General features: G+C 63.1%; 16 protein-coding genes. 4 read left to right on the plus strand and 12 right to left on the minus strand.

Going from position 1 to position 18,892, the window contains the following annotated elements:
- Positions 1-161 precede the first annotated feature (161 nt).
- The 3 genes from ELEN_RS14210 to ELEN_RS14220 form a co-directional block, all read right to left on the minus strand.
- Entirely contained in the window at positions 162-362 is a 201-nt protein-coding gene (locus ELEN_RS14210; RefSeq protein WP_009305196.1) for a hypothetical protein, read from the minus strand.
- A gap of 3 nt (positions 363-365) precedes the next feature.
- Positions 366-1,721, minus strand: coding sequence for an amidohydrolase family protein (locus tag ELEN_RS14215; protein ID WP_009305197.1), 1,356 nt, complete (start codon positions 1,719-1,721; stop codon positions 366-368).
- 137 nt (positions 1,722-1,858) lie between these two features.
- Entirely contained in the window at positions 1,859-4,009 is a 2,151-nt protein-coding gene (locus ELEN_RS14220) for a HelD family protein (RefSeq protein ID WP_009609053.1), read from the minus strand.
- A gap of 154 nt (positions 4,010-4,163) precedes the next feature.
- Between ELEN_RS14220 and ELEN_RS14225 the strand changes: the two genes are divergently transcribed.
- From ELEN_RS14225 to ELEN_RS14235, 3 genes are all read left to right on the plus strand, one after another.
- Positions 4,164-4,910, plus strand: a complete 747-nt coding sequence (locus ELEN_RS14225; RefSeq protein ID WP_009609050.1) for a class I SAM-dependent methyltransferase — start codon at positions 4,164-4,166, stop codon at positions 4,908-4,910.
- A 237-nt stretch (positions 4,911-5,147) separates the two neighbouring features.
- Entirely contained in the window at positions 5,148-5,435 is a 288-nt protein-coding gene (locus ELEN_RS14230; protein ID WP_226844386.1) for a GMP synthase, read from the plus strand.
- Positions 5,423-5,725: a hypothetical protein gene (locus tag ELEN_RS14235; RefSeq protein WP_009305201.1), complete on the plus strand. Its 303-nt coding sequence runs from the start codon at positions 5,423-5,425 to the stop codon at positions 5,723-5,725. Before ELEN_RS14230 ends, ELEN_RS14235 begins: the two co-directional genes overlap by 13 nt.
- A 52-nt stretch (positions 5,726-5,777) precedes the next feature.
- On the opposite strand, the gene ELEN_RS14240 is transcribed toward ELEN_RS14235, so the two are convergent.
- Positions 5,778-6,143 carry a hypothetical protein gene (locus ELEN_RS14240; RefSeq protein WP_009609049.1) on the minus strand — a complete coding sequence of 122 codons (366 nt, stop codon included), beginning with the start codon at positions 6,141-6,143 and terminating at the stop codon, positions 5,778-5,780.
- A complete protein-coding gene (locus tag ELEN_RS14245; protein ID WP_009609057.1) occupies positions 6,140-6,670 on the minus strand; it encodes a helix-turn-helix transcriptional regulator in 531 nt (176 codons plus the stop codon). The genes ELEN_RS14240 and ELEN_RS14245 overlap by 4 nt, the downstream gene beginning before the upstream one ends.
- 634 nt (positions 6,671-7,304) lie before the next feature.
- Between ELEN_RS14245 and ELEN_RS14250 the strand changes: the two genes are divergently transcribed.
- The gene (locus ELEN_RS14250) at positions 7,305-8,681 is read left to right on the plus strand and encodes an AlbA family DNA-binding domain-containing protein (protein ID WP_009305204.1); all 1,377 of its coding nucleotides are present in this window, start codon (positions 7,305-7,307) and stop codon (positions 8,679-8,681) included.
- Positions 8,682-8,770: 89 nt separating this feature from the next.
- Here ELEN_RS14250 and ELEN_RS14255 read toward each other — a convergent pair whose 3' ends face one another.
- The 7 genes from ELEN_RS14255 to ELEN_RS14285 form a co-directional block, all read right to left on the minus strand.
- Positions 8,771-9,478 carry a response regulator gene (locus ELEN_RS14255; RefSeq protein WP_009609064.1) on the minus strand — a complete coding sequence of 236 codons (708 nt, stop codon included), beginning with the start codon at positions 9,476-9,478 and terminating at the stop codon, positions 8,771-8,773.
- Positions 9,471-12,251 carry a sensor histidine kinase gene (locus ELEN_RS14260; protein ID WP_009305206.1) on the minus strand — a complete coding sequence of 927 codons (2,781 nt, stop codon included), beginning with the start codon at positions 12,249-12,251 and terminating at the stop codon, positions 9,471-9,473. The genes ELEN_RS14255 and ELEN_RS14260 overlap by 8 nt, the downstream gene beginning before the upstream one ends.
- Positions 12,252-12,282: 31 nt before the next feature.
- Positions 12,283-12,897: a K(+)-transporting ATPase subunit C gene (gene kdpC / locus ELEN_RS14265; protein WP_009305207.1), complete on the minus strand. Its 615-nt coding sequence runs from the start codon at positions 12,895-12,897 to the stop codon at positions 12,283-12,285.
- A gap of 17 nt (positions 12,898-12,914) precedes the next feature.
- Positions 12,915-15,041, minus strand: coding sequence for a potassium-transporting ATPase subunit KdpB (gene kdpB / locus ELEN_RS14270; RefSeq protein ID WP_009609096.1), 2,127 nt, complete (start codon positions 15,039-15,041; stop codon positions 12,915-12,917).
- A gap of 49 nt (positions 15,042-15,090) precedes the next feature.
- On the minus strand, positions 15,091-16,866 hold the full coding sequence (gene kdpA, locus ELEN_RS14275) for a potassium-transporting ATPase subunit KdpA (RefSeq protein WP_009609092.1): 1,776 nt from the start codon (positions 16,864-16,866) through the stop codon (positions 15,091-15,093).
- A 765-nt stretch (positions 16,867-17,631) separates the two neighbouring features.
- Positions 17,632-18,144 (minus strand): hypothetical protein, encoded by a 513-nt coding sequence (locus tag ELEN_RS14280; protein WP_015761430.1) that lies wholly within the window; start codon positions 18,142-18,144, stop codon positions 17,632-17,634.
- Between the two features lie 144 nt (positions 18,145-18,288).
- Positions 18,289-18,849, minus strand: a complete 561-nt coding sequence (locus ELEN_RS14285) for a hypothetical protein (RefSeq protein ID WP_015761431.1) — start codon at positions 18,847-18,849, stop codon at positions 18,289-18,291.
- Between the last annotated feature and the right edge of the window lie 43 nt (positions 18,850-18,892).

An 18,892-nucleotide genomic window follows, 5' to 3' on the forward strand; every position in this document is an offset into this window, starting at 1 on the left:
CGCGCCCCGTGCGCGGCAACGATTCATAGTATCACAAACACTCCCCGTCGACCCGAACGAGATAGCTCTACAGAAAAAGCATGACGGATTCTCACACGGGAAACGCGAAGGGCGTCCGCAAGCGGGAGACGCTGCGAACGCCCTTCGTCATCGGGCGGAAGCTAGGAGCCGTTCCCCAGGAAGGCGAGGGCTACGGTGGGGATGCCCAACGCCAGCACGAGAATGACGCACACGACGATGGTGAATATCTTCTTCGTGCGCGCGGCCGCCTCGCGACGCTCCTTTTCCTTGCGCTCTCGCTCCTGAGCAGCGCGGATGCGCTCGCTTTTCTGCTGTGCCGTTAACTTCTGGTTCGTTCCCATAGATTACAACCTCAACTTACCGCGGATTTCGATGATGCGGGCGATGTTCCTGGCAACCTCGACGCCCACGTTCCACTTGTTCTTCTCGTACAGCGCGGTGCCGTTCACCATGGTCATGAGGATGTCGGCGCCGCTGCAGGTGTTGACCACGGCCGAAACCGGATCGGTGGTGGGCGTCTGATGCGAGCCGGACAGGTCGACCGCGATGATGTCGGCCAGCTTGCCTATTTCCAGGGAGCCGATCTTGTCGTCCAGCTTGAGCGCGCGGGCGCCGCCGATGGTGGCCATCTCCAGCATGGTGGCCGAATCCAGGAACTCGCCCACGTTCACCGCGCGCTGCACCAGCATGCCGATGCGCATCTCGGTGAGCATGTCGGTGGAGTCGGTTGCGGCCGGCGAATCGGTCCCCATGCCCAGGCGAAGGCCTGCGCGCATGAACTCGTTGATGGGAGCCACGCCCATGCCCAGCTGCGCGTTGCAGCGCGGGCACACGGCCACGGCCACGTCGTACTCTTTCAGCTTCTGCACGTCTTTGTCGTCCACGTGCACGCAGTGGATGGCCAGCACGTTGTCGGACTCGAACGCGCCCCAGTTCAAAGCGTAGCGCACGGGCGTCGTGCCGGTGGGCAGCCACGGCGGAATCTCCACGAAGCCGCGCTTCTGGTCCATCGTGTGCACCGAGAACGGCGACGAGCCGTACTTGATGAAGTTGTACTCTTCGCGGTTGCCGGCCACGTGCATGGCGACGGGCACGTTCTCGCGCCGAGCGAATTCGGACACCTTCGAGAACATGGACGGATGGCAGGCATACATAGCCGCGGGAGCCACGCCGATGGTGATGCGGTCGCCGTCAACCTCTTCGCGCCAGTGCATGATGTCGTTCTCGGCGATGCGCATGGCGTAATCGACGCGGCGCTTGTCCATGGCGCCCACCTCGCGGTAGATGACGCTGCGCATGCCCAACTTCTGCGTGGCGGTGCATGCGGCGCCGGTGGCAGTGATATCGGCGACGCAGGTAATGCCGCTGGACAGCGCTTCAAGACCCCCGAGGATAGCGGAGTCGTACCAGTCGCTCACGTCCATCTTTGCGCTTTTCTCCAACATGGACGTGACCCACGTGGTATAGGGCACATCGTGCACGATACCGCGCATCACGGAGTTCTCGAGGTGCGTGTGCAGGTCGACGAGGCCCGGCATGATAGCCGCCTGGCCGAAATCGACCACTTCTTCGTCGGGATAGCGCAGCTTGAGCATCTCGGCCGTGCCGATGTCGCGGATGACGTTGTCGCGGACAAGCACCGCGCCCTTCTGAAACGGCTCGGACGTGATGGGAAGAATGTATTGTGCGCACAAAAGCATATCTGTCCCGCCAATCTCTTAGAATAATCGCATGATGCGTATGATAGCATTCCCGACCCGCTCTTCGGGGAAAGCACACAGGGGAATCGGCAGGCGCATGGGCAGGGTCGCTTGCTCGCGCATTGCCGCCGCCCCCGCTACGCCCGCCCGGCCAGCAGCGGGGTAACCTCGCCTTGCGCGAGCAACGTGATGCCGCGGGTGGCACGGGAAACGGTGGTGTACAGGCGACGGCGCGACAGCGGGTCGTCGGGAAACGCGCGCTCGCTGGCGTCGGGGACGATGACGTGGTCGAACTCCAGTCCCTTCGCCAGCTTGAGTGGCACCAGCACTACGCCGCTGGCGGGCAGCGTGGCGGCCGCGTCGATGAGCGCGGGAGCCGCGTCCCCCAGCTTCTTCCGCAGCAGCTTGGCCTGATGCTTCTGCGGCACCACCACGGCAGTGAGGCCGTCGTCGCCGACCGCTTGAGCAAGAACGCGCCGCAACTCACGGTCGTAATCCTGCTCGCTTGCGCACGCGATGATCTCCGGCGCGGTGTCGGCGCGCTGGATGGACGAGATGCTCAGGCGCTCGTCATCGTCCAGCAGGCTGGCGAACAGCTGCGTGATCTCGGGGGTGGAGCGGTAGCTGGTCATGAGGCGGCACTCCTCCAGCGGGCCGCGCACCTCCCGGAACAGCGCGCGCACCTGGTCGAACGTGGCGGTGCCCGGGGCGATGGCCTGGTTCTGATCGCCCAGCAACAGGAAGTGCGCGCGCTTGAAGTAGCGCGCCAGCACGGCCAGCTGGGCCACCGTGTAGTCCTGCACCTCGTCGATCATCACGTACTTCGCATCTGCGTTGCCGAGGCCCGTCAGCGCCATCTTGAGGTACAGCCACTCGACCGGAACGAGGTTCTCCACGCCCAGAAGGCGCATGCCGATGCGGTCGATGCGCAGCCAGTCGTCGTTCTCGACGGCTCGGCGCGCGTCGGCGAACCGCAAATCGACGTACTGCTGCGCCACTTCGCGCACCTGGCTCTCGTCGTGCGGGTCGAACGTTTCGCGGAACAGCTCCACCTGCTGGTCGAGGGTAAGCATCGAGATCTCGTCGAGCACTTTGTCCGAGGCCGCCAGCTGCTTCAAGCGGCTGTCCAGACGCCGCAGCAGCTCCTCGCGCATGAGCGTGACCAGGTGGGGGCCAGCAGGGATGTTTCTGAACTTGGCCGCTACTTGGAGGATTTGTCCAACCGTGACCAGGCGCTCGCCGTTGCAGTGGATCTCCTTGAAATCATGCTGGTCGAACGAGAACGTCGCGCACGCTTCGTCGATGCGCTCGAACGCGTCCAGCGACGCAGGCGCCTGTCCGCCGGACCGTTCGGGCGGCATGAGGCCTCGCAGGAACTCATCCCACGTGAGGCATTCGGGATTGCGCTCCCCCAGGTCGGGAAGCACGCCTTCAATGTAGCGCTCGAACACCGGGTTCGGCGTGATGAGGAACACCTCGCTGGGATCGAGGCTCTCGCGCTGCTGGTAGAACAGATACGCGATGCGCTGCATGAGCACCGACGTCTTCCCGCTGCCGGCGATGCCGTTCACCAGCAAGGTGGGCGCGTCCGCGTGGCGGATGACCTGGTTCTGCTCTTTCTGGATGGTGGCGGTGATGGCCTGCATCTGCGCCGTGCGGCGCTTCGACAGCGACGCCAGCAGCATGGCGTCTTGGATGGCGACGGTCGTGTCGAAGTAGGCGTTCAGCCGATCGGCTTCGATGTCGAACTGGCGGCGCAGCTTGAGATCGACGCGGATGGTGCGGCCGTTGGCCTCGTAGGACGTGGGGCCGTTCTCCTGGTTGTAGTACACCTCGGCCACCGGCGAGCGCCAGTCCACCACAAGGCGGCGGTAGTTCTCGTCGGCGATGCCGGCGGTGCCGATGTAGAGCTCCTTCGGCTCCTGCCCAGGCTTCATCTGCAGAACCACCTTGGCGAAATAAGGTTGCTTGAGCAGCACCTGGATGCTGGTCAGCTTTTCCGCATCGACGGTTTGCGCCAGGTTGTACGCGTCGATGACGCGGTTCACCGTGGCGAAGTCGGCATAGGTTTCCATGGCGTCGGCGTAGCTGGCCAGGTTCACCGACAGCTCGTCGACCATGGCCAGCTTGTCGGCGGCCGCGTCTTTGCTGTTAGCCTCCATCTTCGCCAGCAGATCGCGACCCATGGTCTGCAGCTTGGCATAGGTTTCGGTCAGATGCTGCTGCTCTTCTTCGAATACGGGGTCGAATTCCTGATCGAGTTCGGGAGTTTCATGCTCGTGTTCCAAAGGTGCTCCTCAATCTCCTTCGTGGGCTCGGGAGATTATACGCTCGCCCTGCGGAAAAAAGGAGCCTGTTCTCGCCAGGTTCCTTTCCTGTATAATAAAGACGCGCCCGAGAGGCGCACCCTTCCAATCTTTCCTGATCAACGGAGCATCACCTGTGAGCATCGATACCGCTACCGGCAAGGAAGCGCCCGCGGACATCTCGTCCGAACGCGTGAAAGACATCTTCTCCACCATCGCGAAAAAATACGAGCGGTTCAACGCCGTCTCCAGCTTCGGCGCGTACAAGACATGGCTGGCGGGCATGATGCGCCAGGCGCCCATCGACGAGAACGCCGACGTGCTGGACATCGCAGGCGGCACCGGCGACGTGACGTTCACCGTGGCGCGCGCGAAGCATCCGCGCCATATCCAGTGCACCGATCTCGTGGATGAGATGCTGGACGTGGCCCGCATGCACTATGAGGACGGTAAGGCCGAGGGCGTACCGGTTGACTTCGAGGTGGTGGACGCACAGCATATCCCCTATGCCGACGAGTCGTACGACGCCATCACCATGGCGTACGGCATCCGCAACATGCCCGAGCGCGACCAGGCGCTTTCCGAAATGTTCCGCGTGCTCAAGCCCGGAGGAGCGCTGGTGTGCCTGGAGTTCTCAACGCCGCCGAACGCCGTATGGCGCGCGCTGTACGGCTTCTACCTCAAGCACCTCATCCCCTTCTGGGGCGGCCTGATCACGGGCGACCGCGAGGGCTTCGTGTACCTGTCGCGCTCCATCAAGGCCTTCCCTAACCAGCAAGGCCTGGCAGCCATGATGGAGAAAGCCGGGTTCGAGGATGTGACCTGGAAAAACTATACCGGCGGCATCGCCGCCGTCCACGTGGCGAAAAAGCCGAAGGCGTAGACGCGGAATCGCCGCAGGCTCCCATATCAGGATTCCACCTCGGAAACAAGACTTACAAACAAATGTTCTGCTTGATAAAATGAACTCGTACACGAGCCAGTACAAGCGCTGCGCATAAGCGCAGTCCGAAGAGGCGAAGGTGTTCCCCTTCCGCCTGACGCAACGCTTGCAAGATCCTCGCAGCCAGGGAACGAGGGGGCCGACTTAGGAACTCGCGCCCGCAAGGTAGGAGGATATATGGCACGTATCATGCATGAACGCGTACCGCTTGCCGTAATCGAAGGAGGTGAGAACATGGCGGAATTTCAACCTGATCCGTTTTTGACGTCCCTTGGGATGTCGGTCGACCAGCAACGTGCATATGATGCGTACTGCGACGCGATTGTAGACGCCTCGGAAGCCGAGATGAAGCGCACGGGGGTTACGTACACCCTCGACGAGGTCTTCGAACATGCACACGAGGAAGTCGAGCGCCTTAAGCGTGAATATCCCCGAGAAGATTGGGGGCGGCCATGTTCCCAGTAAGAACCACCGCTCGCTTCGATGTGAACATTCGGCGGATAACGCAGAACTTGTACTTTTCAGGGATCGAAGATCCCGACCAAGGCTTGAAAACAAGTCTTGTCGCCGCGCTCGTCAATGTGCGCACGTTCCCGGAAGCCTATCCTCGCACGGGCAAGGCAAGGCGACGCTTCGTCTTCGAATTCCGTTCGATTCCCCACGTGGTATTGTACGCATTCGACGGCGAGCTGGTCGTGCTGCACGATATCCACTTCGCCCGTTCGGCGCAAACGGCACACTGGCTGAGCGAGTGATCGGACGCAGTGTTCCTTCACGGCTCTGCTCGCGGAGGAACACTGCGTGACTTTAACCGACGATCTCTGCGACGGACTTGATGTCGGCTATGCGGAACAGGCGCTGCGTGGCGCCCTTCGCGCCGAACGGGGCGGGACACTCGATGAGCACCCATTCGTCGTCGGAGTCGAGGATGATACCGCGTCCTTGCGTTGACGGAGACTCGTCAGCAAAAATGCGCCCTGGCGCCCAGAGAGTGAACGCACACGCGCAACCGTGCAACTCGCGAAGCTGGGAAGCGACGAACACGGCGTTCCCCTTCTGCTCGCGTTCGAAGCGATCGAATACGCTCTCTTTCGCGGAATCGCCCTTCTTGTGCAGCCTGTTCAAAACGAAGCCGAGCTGCACGATGATGATGACCAACAACAGCTCCGTCACGAGATCGCCTCCTCGCACGTTGCCGCATGCGGACTATCATCCTCGTTCGGCCAAGCCAGTATGCTGTCGATGATATCGATGTCGATAAGGCGCACTGCGGTTTCCTTCTTCGACCAGGGCGCACCGCCGCCCAGCTCGTGTTCGACGCGCAGCCAACCATCGCTGACATCGAGCACGCGCGCTTTCTCGGGCATCGAAACCGCTTTGAAGATGTCGATTTCATCATGCGTATACCGATAGCAGATGCGGCATTGCTTGCCTTCCAGATGGCGGAGCACATGCAGGTCACGCGGCTTTCCAGCGGCCTGATCGGGATCGGCCACTACCACTTCCACCTCGTCGGCCACCAGATCGTCCAGGCTCACGCCGTACAGACGGGCGAGATCGGCCGCCTTGTCGAGCGACGGAGCACCCTGATCGCATTCCCAATTGGAAACGGTCTGCCGCGTCACGCCCAGCGCGGACGCCACCTCCTGCTGGCTCATCCCCCGCTTCTTCCGCAGCTTCATAAGCTTCTCGCCCACCATGCGCTATCCCTTTCCCAGCGATTCCATCGGGTACCATTCTCGCTGATCAGGGGCTTGCATTGAAGCAAATATTCCCGACATTTCGTCAAATTCGCTTGGCGGGACAAGCTCCTCGTCCCGTTTAATGGGCGGCATCACCATGCACATGACGAAAACCCGAGAATCCGACTCCCCGTTTAACGCATAATGCCGGATCGCGTTCTACGACCTCGCCTCCGGTGAAGGCATCGGCTGGAAAGATCCGCGCCGTCGCGTTCCCGACGCAGACGGGGGGGCGTTCCCGCACGCCGACCCTTCCCTTGGCGAAAACACGTTCTGATGACGGTTTTGGTAGGGAAACCACCGGATCGGGTTCCCTTTCACCCGATCCGCGGAACGTTTTCCCAGTTCGAGAAACCTAAGCGGATGTCCGCAGGGGATTTTCTCTACCAAAACCGTCATCAGAACGTGTTTTGGTAGGAAGCTGGCGCGGCTCCGGGGGCGAGGAGCCTCTTCCGAGGATTATGCGCCACCCGGGGAGTCGGAATCGAGAAATCGAAAAGCGCCAAATCGCGCCAAATCGCGCCAAATCGCGCCAAATCGCGCCAAATGTTGTTATACTGAGTTTCCTCTGAATCACTCGGAAAGGGCGCCCATGGACGAAGCAGAATTGCGCAGCGACCTCGCAACCGGAGAGACCCCCTCCATCGAGTTCAAACGCTGCGGAAACTCGGTTGGAAGAGACACGTTCGAGACCATCTGCTCTTTCGCGAACAGCTTCGGGGGCAGCATCTACCTGGGAGTAGAAGACGATGGAAACGCAATCGGAATCCCCGAAGAGAATATCGTGCCCGTGAAAAGGAACGTGACCAACGTGGTTCACAATCCGAACGTTTTCGACCCGCCGGCCACCCTTGAGTTCGAAGACATCGTTTTCGAGGGCTCGTCGCTTGTTCGGATATGGATTCCTCCCAGTCCGTCGATCCACCGATACAAAGGGAGGATATTCGAGCGCATCGAGGACGCCGACGTTGTCGTGAGCACCGAAAGCCAGCTTACGGCTTTGTGCGTACGCAAGCAGAACATCTACACCGAGCAGCGGGTGTTCCCGTATGTGGAAGCAAGTGATTTGCGCATGGATTTGCTTCCCGCCATCCGAACGATGGCCACGGGAAAACGAACCCGACACCCTTGGAACGGCATGACCGACGAAGACCTCTTGCATTCGGCAGGGCTTTTCGGCAAGAACTTCGTCACGGGCGAAAAAGGATTCAACCTTGCAGCCGTCTTGTTGTTGGGCGATGCCGACGTCATTCGGTCGCTGTGCCCTTCCTATAAAACGGATGCCGTTGTCAGGATAAGCGACCAGGATCGATACGACGATCGCGTCATCGTCACAAGCAATCTGATAGAAGCCTTCGACCAACTCACCGGCTTTTGCACGAAACATCTGCCGGATCGGTTCCACCTTGAAGGCTCCGTTCGCGTGAGCCCTCGCGACATCATCGTTCGCGAGGTAATCTCGAACATGCTCGTGCATCGCGAATACACGAGCCCATTTCCTGCAAAACTCATCATCGACAATGAAAGGTTGCGCACGGAAAATGCAAGTCGCGCCCCTTTCATGGGTCGAATCACGCTGAGCGATTTCAATCCTATCCCAAAGAACCCCCTGATAGGCGCATTCTTCAACAACATCGGGCTGGCGGAAGAGCTGGGTTCCGGCACACGGAACCTGTACAAATACACCAAAGTCTACTCTGGGGCGGAACCGGTTCTCAACGAGGGGGCGATTTTCACAACGACGGTCCCCCTGCACGTCGAGAACGTCGAACCCGTCGCGGAGCGTCCTCACGATATGCTTTCTCTTGCAAGACAAATCGCCTTGGATCGTGGATATGCAACGGTTTCCGATCTCGAGCGCAAGGGAGTCGCCCGCAGAACCGCTCAGCGCGAACTGGCAGCACTCGCCCAACAGGGGACGCTGCAAGCGAAAGGAAACGGTCGGGCCCGAAAATATTTCCTGCCTTAAAACCCTATTCGACGATCGACCGAAAGAAGAAGAAGAAGAAGAAGAAGAGAGAGAGAGAGAAGGGGGGGGGTCGTAAGCTCGAAGCGCTCCTATTCCACGCGCATCATGCGATACCCTACCCCTACGTGGGTTTGGATGTAGCGAGGGTTCGCAGGATCGGGCTCGATCTTCTTGCGAAGCGTGGCCATGAACACGCGAAGCGACGAGCGATCGGACGCGAGTATGGTGCCCCACACCTCTTTGAGCAGGTAGTTGTGCGTGAGTACCTTGCCGGTATTGCGCGCCAGCAGACAGAGGAGCTTGTATTCGAACGGCGTGAGGTGAATCTCCTCGTCGTCGCGCCACACGCTGCCTGCCGCATAATCGATGCGGAGGCTCCCGTTGCGGTAGACGGCTTCGTCCGCATCCCCCTTCATCGCTCGCTCCCGATCCAATCGGCGCAGCGCCACGCGCACGCGAGCCAGCAGCTCCTCGACTGAGAACGGTTTCACCAGGTAATCGTCCGCTCCGGCATCGAGCGCTTCCACTTTGTCGGCATCCTCCAAACGCGCCGATAGCACGATGACCGGCAGCGACGACCACCCGCGCAGCGTGCGAATGACCTCCACCCCGTCTCCGTCGGGCAAACCGAGATCGAGGATAGCCAGATCGGGCGGCTGCGACGACAGTTCGAGCAGCGCCTGCGACGCCGTACGGGCTTCCCGGTACGCATATCCGTGCAAATCGAGCGTGGTCGTCACAAGGCGCCGCACCGCCGCGTCGTCCTCTACCACCAGTATCCGGTACCCATCAGCCACGCGCTTCCTCCGTCGATCGCGCCACCACGTCCCCGGCCTCCACCGCTGCCAGCGTGAACGAGAACTCGCTACCGTGCGGGTTCACATTGCGCACGTCTAAAGTGCCGCCGTGCACTTCGACGATGGAACGGCATAGCGACAAGCCCAAGCCCATGCCGCGCTTGAAATCGCCGCTCTTTCCGCCCCGCCGGCCGGTGGAGCCATTGTAGAACATGTCGAAGATATGCTTGCGATCTTCCTCGGAAATGCCCGGGCCTTCGTCGGCAACCGCGATGCGCACCCGCGGACGATCGTGCTCCACGACCCGCCGCGCGCTCACGACTATGCGCCCGTCGGCCGGCGTGTACGATACCGCGTTGTTCACCAGGTTGATGATCACCTGCACGATCAAACGCGCATCCATGTCGGCCATAAGCAGCTCGTCTTCCAACTCCACGTCGACGCGGCGTCTCCCAGCGCGGCGATCGACGTGCTGGAGAGCCTCCCTCACGACATCCGCCACCAGCTCGGGCTGTTCGGCCAGCTGCAGCGTGCCGTTGTCGATACGCGTGATGGACAGCAGGTTCTCCACGAGCGTGACCAGCCAGCACGCGTCGTCGTGGATGTCGCGGTACAAGTGCTCCTTCTGCTGCGCCGACAGCGCGCCGCGATCGTGCAAAAGCATGTCCGCATCGCCCGAAATGCTGGTCAACGGTGTACGCAGGTCGTGCGAGATGGTGCGCAGCAGATTCGCCCGCAGCGTTTCCTTCTCCATGCGCATCTCCATGCGCCGCCTATCCTCGGCGAAGACGATCTGCTCGGTAGTCTGGCCGCATTCGTCCAGGATGGCCAGCAAAAGGTTCTTCTCGAAAGCCCCGAAGTCCTCCTCCCCGTCGATGTCGTCCATCGCGATGCCGGCTACTCCGAACACAGCGTCCTTCGAATGGATGGGCAGGTACAGGCATTGCGAATCGGCGAGCGTGTCGGTAGTGGCTCCGGCACGCTCGTTGTTCGCCGCAGACCATGCGGCGACCGCGGACTCTTCGGGCGATGCGAGCGCGCAGGCACCGGCATCGCCGCCCAGCGTCCCAGGGACGTCGTGCACCACGGGCTTCGCAAGACGACCGTCGATGCCCAAGCGGTACATGACCACCGGGCGGTTCAGCAGCTTGATGACCTGCTCGGCCGCAAGCCGGAAGCACTCGTCCGCATTGCGGGCACCCTGCAGCTTTCGGCTGGATTCCAGCAGCACTTCCATGCGATACGCACGGCGCGCGGTGCTCTCGGCCTGACGCTTCATGCGGATGGCCAGCGATGATGCAGCGAATGTGCCCACGAGCAGAAACGCGAAGATGATGGGATAGTTCAGCCCTACCGCATGAAGCGTGAACCGCGGGATGGTGAAAAAGAAGTTGTATGCAAACACGCTGCCCATCGACACGAACAGCGCATAGAAGAAGCCGTCGGCGCGCGTAGCGATGAGCAGAGCCACGATGAGGTAGAGCATGAGCACGACGGAACCGGCCAACCCAAGGGAATAGATGGCCAGTCCGATAGCCGTGGCGATGGCGACCGACGCGAGCGCACGCCAAACGTCAGCGCCTGTCAGGCGAAACCCTGTGGCTTCGGACAGCCGGCCATATTGCGCAGGCAAGTCCTTCGTCGGCACGACGTCGACCACGGCCCCATGCGCGAGCTTCATCAGCCGGCTCACCAGGCTCTCGCGCAGCAGGGAACGCACCGACAGGCCACCCGTGGCGTTGCCCACCACGATATGAGTCGCGCCGGCCGTCACCGCGTACTGCGCCAGCTGCTGGGCTATATCGTCACCGAACAGCGTGACTACGTGCGCACCCAGCTCTTCGGCCAGATCGATGTTGGCGCGCAGTCGTCCGCGCTGGTCGGAATCGAACTTCTTGCTCTGCGACGACTCGACCACCACCGCAGTGAGCGCCCCATGGTAGGACTCCGCCATATTCGCAGCGGCCCGGATGGCTTTCACGTTGCCCGTATTGTGCGTTACGTACACCAGCACGTCCTCGCCGGCCTCCACGCGCGCGCCCGCCTCGGTGCATTCGGCCTTGCGCGTCAGCCGATCGGCCATGCGGCGCAGCGCGATCTCGCGCAACGCCGCCAGGTTCTTCCGGGAGAAGAAGTTGCCGAGCGCCGTGCGGGCGCGATCGGGAAGGTATATCTTTCCTGCCTCCAAGCGCTCGATCAGATCGTCTGGCTCGATATCGACGAGCTCGACCGATGCAGCCTGGTCGAAGATACGGTCGGGAATGCGCTCGGCTACGCTCACGTGCGTGATGGCGGCGATCTTGTCATTGAGCCCTTCGAGGTGCTGGACGTTCACGGTGGTGAACACGTTGATGCCTGCGCGCAGCAGCTCCTCGACGTCCTGGTAGCGCTTCCGATGCCGACAACCCGGGGCGTTCGTGTGGGCCAATTCGTCCACCAGCACGATCTGGGGATGGCGCGCCAGCACGGCGTCCAGGTCGAACTCGCGCAGAGAGATGCCTCTATGCTGAACCGTCGATGGGGAGATCTGCTCCAGTCCGTCGACAAGCGCCATCGTATCGGCCCGCGTGTGGGGTTCGACGTAACCGACGACCACGTCGAACCCCTTTTCCAGCACGGCGTGGGCCTCCTCGAGCATGGCGTAGGTCTTACCCACGCCCGCCGCATAGCCGAAGAATATCTTGAGCTTGCCGCGCGTATCGCCCTCGGCAGCCTCCTCCTCGACGATTTGCCGCAGGATCGCATCGGGGTCGCGCCTTGCTTCGTAGTCCATAATCACACTCGCAGTCGTATCGGTGCCGCCATCATAGCACGCCGTCGAGCATCAGGTTCACTTTCAGCACGTTCACGCGCGCATCCCCCAGAAAACCGAACTGGGGCTGCTCGGTGCATTGCTTGATGATGTCGCGGATCTCGGACGCGCTCTTGCCGGTTGTCCTCGCCAAACGGTCCACCTGGTATTCGGCGGCAGCCGGCGAGATGTGCGGATCGAACCCGCTGCCGGAGTTCGTCACGAGGTCGCTGGGGATGGGCTTGTTCCCCATCTCGGGATGAGCCGCGCGGATCTGCTCGACGCGATCCTGCACCGCCGTCGCGAACTCGTCGCCCGCAGGGCTGAGATTGGACGGGGCGTACCACAGCACGTCGTTTCCCTCGGCATCGGTGAACGTGCCCGTGCTGGGGTTCATGGCGCGGCCCCAAAGGTGCTTCTCGTCGGTGAACCGCTGGCCCACCAGCTCGCTTCCGTACTTCGTTCCGTCGACTTCGATGATGGAGCCGTTCGCCTGGTGCGGAAAGAAAAGCTGCGCCAAACCCGTGCACGCCGCCGTGTAGATCACGCCGCACAGCACCGTGGTGACGAGGAAGAACAACGCCGCACTTCCCCAGGTCTTCGCTTGGTTTCCCAATTTGAACGTCATGATGGATCCTTTCCTTCCTACGCGACGCCCAGCGCCGTCAGGCCCATGTCCAGCAGTTTGATGGCGGCGAACGGCAAGACGATGCCGCCCAGGCCGTACACGGCCAGGTTGCGCTTGAGCAGGCTCTGGGACGTGGCCTCGCGGTACTTCACGCCTTTAAGAGCCAACGGGATGAGCGCCACGATGATGAGCGCGTTGTATATGACGGCCGCCAAGATGGCGGTGGTGGGGCTGGTCAGGCGCATGATGTTGAGCGCCTCGAGCGCGGGGTACAACGGCACGAACAACGCCGGGATGATGGCGAAGTACTTCGCCACGTCGTTGGCGATGGAGAACGTGGTCAGGCTGCCGCGCGTCATGAGCAGCTGCTTGCCGATGCGCACGATGTCGATGAGCTTCGTGGGGCTGGAATCGAGGTCCACCATGTTGCCGGCCTCTTTCGCCGCCTGGGTGCCGCTGTTCATGGCCACGGCCACGTCGGCCTGCGCGAGCGCCGGCGCGTCGTTCGTGCCGTCGCCCGTCATGGCCACCATGTGTCCCTCGGCCTGGTACTGCCGGATGGCGGCAAGCTTCGTCTCGGGCGTGGCCTCGGCGATGAAATCGTCCACGCCGGCCTCGGCGGCGATGGCGGCGGCCGTCAGCGGGTTGTCGCCCGTGATCATGACGGTTTTGATGCCCATCGTGCGCAAGTCGGCGAAATTCTCCTTGATGCCATGCTTGACGATGTCCTTCAGATAGACGACGCCCAGAATACGATGATCGCGAGCAACAAGCAGCGGAGTGCCGCCTGCGCGCGAGACATGCTCAACCGCCGCGGCGCACTGAGCGCTGTACGTGCCGCCGCACGACTCCACATAACTCTTGACGGCATCGGCCGCCCCCTTCCGAATCTCGTGGCCCTCGAAGTCCACGCCGCTCATGCGCGTCTGCGCCGTGAACGGGATGGTCGTCATGCCCGACCCTTCCAGCACGCGGGCGCGGATGTCGAACAGCTCCTTCGCCAGCACCACGATGCTGCGGCCCTCCGGCGTCTCGTCGGTGAGGCTTGCCAGTTGCGCCGCGTCGGCAACCTCGCGCTCGCTTGCGCCGTCGACCGGGATGAACTCGGCCGCCTGGCGGTTGCCCAGCGTGATGGTGCCCGTCTTGTCCAGCAGCAGCACGTCCACGTCGCCCGCCGCCTCCACGGCGCGGCCGCTCATGGCCAGCACGTTCGCCTGGTTGAGGCGGCTCATGCCGGCGATGCCGATGGCGCTGAGCAGCGCGCCGATGGTGGTAGGCGCCAAACACACGAACAGCGCGACGAGCGAGGCGATGGTGGTGGGGTTCGCGATGCCCTCCTGGCTGGCGCCGAACCTGCTGAACGCGAACAGCGACACGGACACGACCAAGAACACGATGGTCAGCGCGATGAGCAGGATCTCGAGCGCGATCTCGTTCGGCGTCTTCTTACGCGCGGCCGATTCCACCATGGCGATCATCTGGTCGAGGAAGCTGTGACCGGCATCGGCCGTCACGCGCACCACCAGCCAGTCGGACAGCACTGTGGTGCCTCCGGTGACGGCCGAGCGATCGCCGCCGGTCTCGCGGATGACCGGGGCGGACTCGCCCGTGATGGCGCTTTCGTCAACCGACGCAGCTCCCATGACTATTTCGCCGTCGGCGGGAATCTGCTCGTTCGCCGCAACGTAGAACAGGTCCTTCTTCTTGAGGACGGCCGAACTCACCTCCTCGGCGTTGAGCCGGAAGAACTCGGCCGGGTCGTCCGCATGGGTGCCTTTGGCCACGAGGCCTTCGTTCAACTTGTGGGCATCGATGTCGCGCTTCGCGGCGCGCAACGAGTCGGCTTGAGCTTTGCCGCGTCCCTCGGCGAGCGCCTCCGCGAAGTTCGCGAACAGCACCGTGAGCCACAGAACCGCCGATACGGCGAAGATGAAAGCGGGATGCGCATCGGCGATGCCGAACAGCGACAGCGCGAACAGGCCGAGCGTCAGGATAGCCGAAATATACACCATGAGCATGACCGGGTTCTTCGCCTGCTCGCGCGGCGTGAGCTTCGCGAACGAGTCGATCACGGCGCGCTTGGCCAACGCGCTCATCGACGCCTTGCGCCCGGCGAGCTTGCCACCTTGCGGGCTTGCGCCCATAGGAGTTTCGTTCATTGCAGTAGTCGTCATCTTTCTTTCGCCCGCCTTCCTAGAGCACCATCATCAGCTGTTCGGCCACGGGACCCAGCGCAAGCGCGGGGAACATCGTGAGCGCGCCGATCAGCAGCACCATGAGCACGAGCAGGAACACGAACAGCGCATTGCTGGTGGACAGCGTGCCGGCACTCGTCGCCACCTTGGGACGCACGGCCAGGCTGCCGGCCAGCACGCACACCGCCGCGATGGGGATGAAGCGGTTCGCCAGCATCTCGAATCCCAACACCAGGTTGATCAGAGGCGTGTTGCCGTTGAATCCCGCGAAGGCCGAACCGTTGTTGCCTCCTGCGGACGTGGCCGCGTACAGCACTTCCGAGAACCCGTGCACGCCGGGATTGTTCAGGCTGTTCGCCGTTGCCGGGTCGAGGCTCATGATGCCCGCGCCGACTAGGATGAGCAGCGGCGTGGTGATGCACAGGATCACGGCCATGCGCATCTCCTTCGGGCCGATTTTCTTGCCCAGGTACTCGGGCGTGCGGCCCACCATGAGCCCGGCGATGAACACCGTGAGGATGACGAAGCCCAGCATGCCGTACAAGCCGCAGCCGACGCCTCCGAACACCACCTCTCCCAGCGCCATCAACACGATGGGCACCATGCCGCCGATAGGCGTGAAGCTGTCGTGCATGGCGTTGACCGAACCGTTCGAGGCGGCCGTGGTGAACGCGGCCCACAGCGACGAGTCGGTCACGCCGAAGCGCGTCTCCTTGCCTTCCATGTTGCCGCCGGATTGCCCGCTGGCGCCCATGTACACCTGCCCGTCGGCCGCCAGCTGGGGCGTGCCCATCTGCTCGAACACCGCGATGGCCACGAGCGCGCCTACCAGCAAGATGAACATGGCCGCGAACACGGCGCGCCCCTGGCGGCGATCCATGACGAAGCGGCCGAAGCTGAACACGCACGCCACGGGGATGAGCAGCAGCGACAGGCATTGCACCAGGTTGGTGAGGGGCGTGGGGTTCTCGAGCGCGCTAGCCGAGTTCACGCCGTTGTAGCCGCCGCCGTTCGTGCCCAGCTGCTTGATGGCGACCTGGCTGGCCTGCGGGCCCATCGGCACTGTCGCCTGGTCGATGGTTTCCACGGCGGCCGGATCGTCGGCATCGACGATGCTGCCATCAGCGGTCACGCCGACCGGCTCCAGCAGCTGCACCGTCTCGTACTCGTTGAAATTCTGCGGCGAGCCCTGCTGCACGTCGATCATCGTCACCACAAGCGACAGCGGGATGAGCACGAACAGCACCGCGCGCGTCACATCGACCCAGAAGTTTCCGAGGCCCGGATTCCCTTCGCTCACGATGCCGCGGAACAGCGCGAACAAAACGCCCAAGCCCACGGCGGGCGTGACGAAGTTCTGCACCGTCAGGCCGATCGCCTGGGAGAAGTAGCTGAGCGCGCTCTCGCCGCTGTACGCCTGCCAGTTCGTGTTCGTCACGAAGCTGACGGCGGTGTTGAACGCGAGATCCCAGGACATCCCGGGAATCCCTTCGGGGTTGAGCGGCAACAGGCCTTGCAGCATGAGAATGGCGAACAGCCCGACCAGGCAGATCGCCGAAAACGCGAACGCACTCACAAGGTAGCGCTTCCACCCCATGTCCTCGGACTTGTCTACGCGGATGCAGCGGTAGACCGCGTTCTCCACCGGAACCAGCACCCGCGAGAGCACGGTCTTCTGACCGGCCATGACCTTGTTGAGGTACGCGCTCAGCGGGATGGCCAAAGCCACCAGCAGCGCCAGGTACACGCCGTATTCGAACAGCTCGTCTATCACCGTTCGTCACCGCCCCTGAGAAGCTTGTAGAACAGGTAGAGCGCAAGGAAGATGCTCAACCCTCCTACGAAGCCTGCTACGAATTCCATCTCGATCCTTTCCTATCGGTCCTTTTGCGTGGCGGCGCATACGACAGCACCGCCACGAACCCAGCATAGGAAGAACCGCATGAGCGCGGCGTAAAGATGGAGGGTGCGGGCGTTAAGATGAGGTTAAGACGGAGGTCGGCCGGGAGGGGCCGCGCGCCAGTCCGGGGGGGGGTCGGGGAGGCCGCGCCAGTCGGGGGGGGGCGCCAGCCGAGGGGGCCGGCCGCCGCGTTCGGCCCGAACGGGCTCGCGCCGGCATCGCCCGCAGAAGGCCGGGAAGCGGGGCGGCAGAGAACGCACGCTATGCACGATTATCGGGGCCTGCCGACGGAGGCGAGGAGGGAAACACCCGGTCGGAAGAAATGGCGAGGGAGAAGAATCGTGCATAGCGCGCATTCTCTTCCATGCGCAGGGAAACGATCCGTCGCAGGGCGCTCGCCGGCGCGGGTCCCATCCTGCGCCCCCCCTCCAACGCGTACGGATGTTTCACGTGAAACATCCCGGCTGACCGGGATGCGCGCCGCCCCACGAGCCGGACGGGCGGCACGACGGCAGCCAAGGACCGGGGATTGGGAACCCGCGCGCCAACCGGGGGGTTGCTCCCTGATGTTCGTCGAAACGCGACACGGGAAGGATATCAAGGCGGAACGTGGGAAGAAAACGGGCTCCCGGGAGCGCCCTACGATGCCGTGATCTCGGTTCCCATCTGGGCTCCGTTGAGGGGCTGGGTAGGATCGTCCAGGCTGAAGGTCGATATCTCCACCGCGACGGGGTAGGTTCCCGCCTCCAGCGGGCGGTTCAGGCGAATCTCGGGAACGGCCTTGCCCGGCGGCACCAGCTCGGACTCGTAGAGCACCTCGCCGGAGTCCTTGAGCTTCACGGCGAACTTCATGTAGCAGGGGTTGCCCTCGGTGTTGACGAGGGGCACCTCCACGGTGTCGGAGCCCGCCTCCATGGTCCAGGCCGAGTACGTGGGCACGCGTATGCGGCCCCGCTCGGAGCCGTCGGGGTTGTCGTAGCCCGGGATGGAGTAGTCGACCGCCGCAGGATCCACCACAGGACCCGGCGCGGGCCTCAGGAGGAGGAACGCCGCAGCGGCGGCGAGGACGAGCGCGAGGAGGACGAGGACGACGGCGAGGATACGCCGGCGGCGCCTGCGTCGCCGCGCGGTCTCAAGGGCTTCTTGCAGCAAGGTGGTTCCGCCTTTCCGGCTCGGTGGACAGGGCGCCCCCGGGGAGCCGGGGGGCGCTGGCGCGAGCCCCCGTCGGCGCGCTGGCGCTGCAGGGGACTCGAGGGCCCGCCGCGTCAGCGGCGGCGGCCCCGGGGCGCGTCGAGCCTAGGCGCCCGTCGTGTCCTCGTAGCTGAAGGTGAGGGTGTCGGTGTGCGCGCCGCCCTCCTTGGCGTCGCCCGTGCGCTTGGCTACGCCCGCCGCTGAGGGGTTGGTCTTGTCGAACGTGCCGATCGCGGCCTTGGTCTTGGTAGTCGCGTTGTCGAACTTGGACGTGGTCACCCCGCCGCCCGTGTAGGCGATCTCGTAGCCGACCGGGTCGGCGGAGCCCTTCTGGAGCATGAAGACGTTGGCCGACTCCAGCCAGAGCTTCGCGCCGCCCGCCGGCAGCGTCGTGATCTGGTCGACCGAGCCGCCGGGGGTCGTGTTGTACAAGTTCACCGACGCGTCCACGGTCACCGACTTGTCGGCGCCGAAGGGGATGGAGGTCGGGATCTCGAAGCCCCAGCCGTTGGTGCCGGGCACCTGCTGGGAGGACGAGTAGGTCACGCTCGTGGTGCCGCTCTGGTTCACGGCGAACGCCGGAACGGCGGTCCCGACGGTCAGGGCGGCGGCGCACGCCGTCGCCAGGAGCACACGTCCCATGTTGCGGTTCATCTTGACATCCATGTTCTTCCTCTCTCTCGCGCGCCCTCGGGCGCGCACTGCTTGC

The sequence above is a fragment of the Eggerthella lenta DSM 2243 genome (genome assembly GCF_000024265.1).
GTDB lineage: Bacteria > Actinomycetota > Coriobacteriia > Coriobacteriales > Eggerthellaceae > Eggerthella > Eggerthella lenta.

Excerpts from the sequence above, each read along its gene's own strand:
- ELEN_RS14210 (WP_009305196.1), bottom strand. The coding sequence starts at position 362 with ATGGGAACGAACCAGAAGTTAACGGCACAGCAGAAAAGCGAGCGCATC.
- ELEN_RS14215 (WP_009305197.1), bottom strand. The coding sequence starts at position 1,721 with ATGCTTTTGTGCGCACAATACATTCTTCCCATCACGTCCGAGCCGTTT.
- ELEN_RS14230 (WP_226844386.1), top strand. The coding sequence starts at position 5,148 with ATGGCACGTATCATGCATGAACGCGTACCGCTTGCCGTAATCGAAGGA.
- ELEN_RS14235 (WP_009305201.1), top strand. The coding sequence starts at position 5,423 with ATGTTCCCAGTAAGAACCACCGCTCGCTTCGATGTGAACATTCGGCGG.
- ELEN_RS14245 (WP_009609057.1), bottom strand. The coding sequence starts at position 6,670 with ATGGTGGGCGAGAAGCTTATGAAGCTGCGGAAGAAGCGGGGGATGAGC.
- ELEN_RS14250 (WP_009305204.1), top strand. The coding sequence starts at position 7,305 with ATGGACGAAGCAGAATTGCGCAGCGACCTCGCAACCGGAGAGACCCCC.
- ELEN_RS14260 (WP_009305206.1), bottom strand. The coding sequence starts at position 12,251 with ATGGACTACGAAGCAAGGCGCGACCCCGATGCGATCCTGCGGCAAATC.
- kdpC (WP_009305207.1), bottom strand. The coding sequence starts at position 12,897 with ATGACGTTCAAATTGGGAAACCAAGCGAAGACCTGGGGAAGTGCGGCG.
- kdpB (WP_009609096.1), bottom strand. The coding sequence starts at position 15,041 with ATGGGCGCAAGCCCGCAAGGTGGCAAGCTCGCCGGGCGCAAGGCGTCG.
- ELEN_RS14285 (WP_015761431.1), bottom strand. The coding sequence starts at position 18,849 with ATGGATGTCAAGATGAACCGCAACATGGGACGTGTGCTCCTGGCGACG.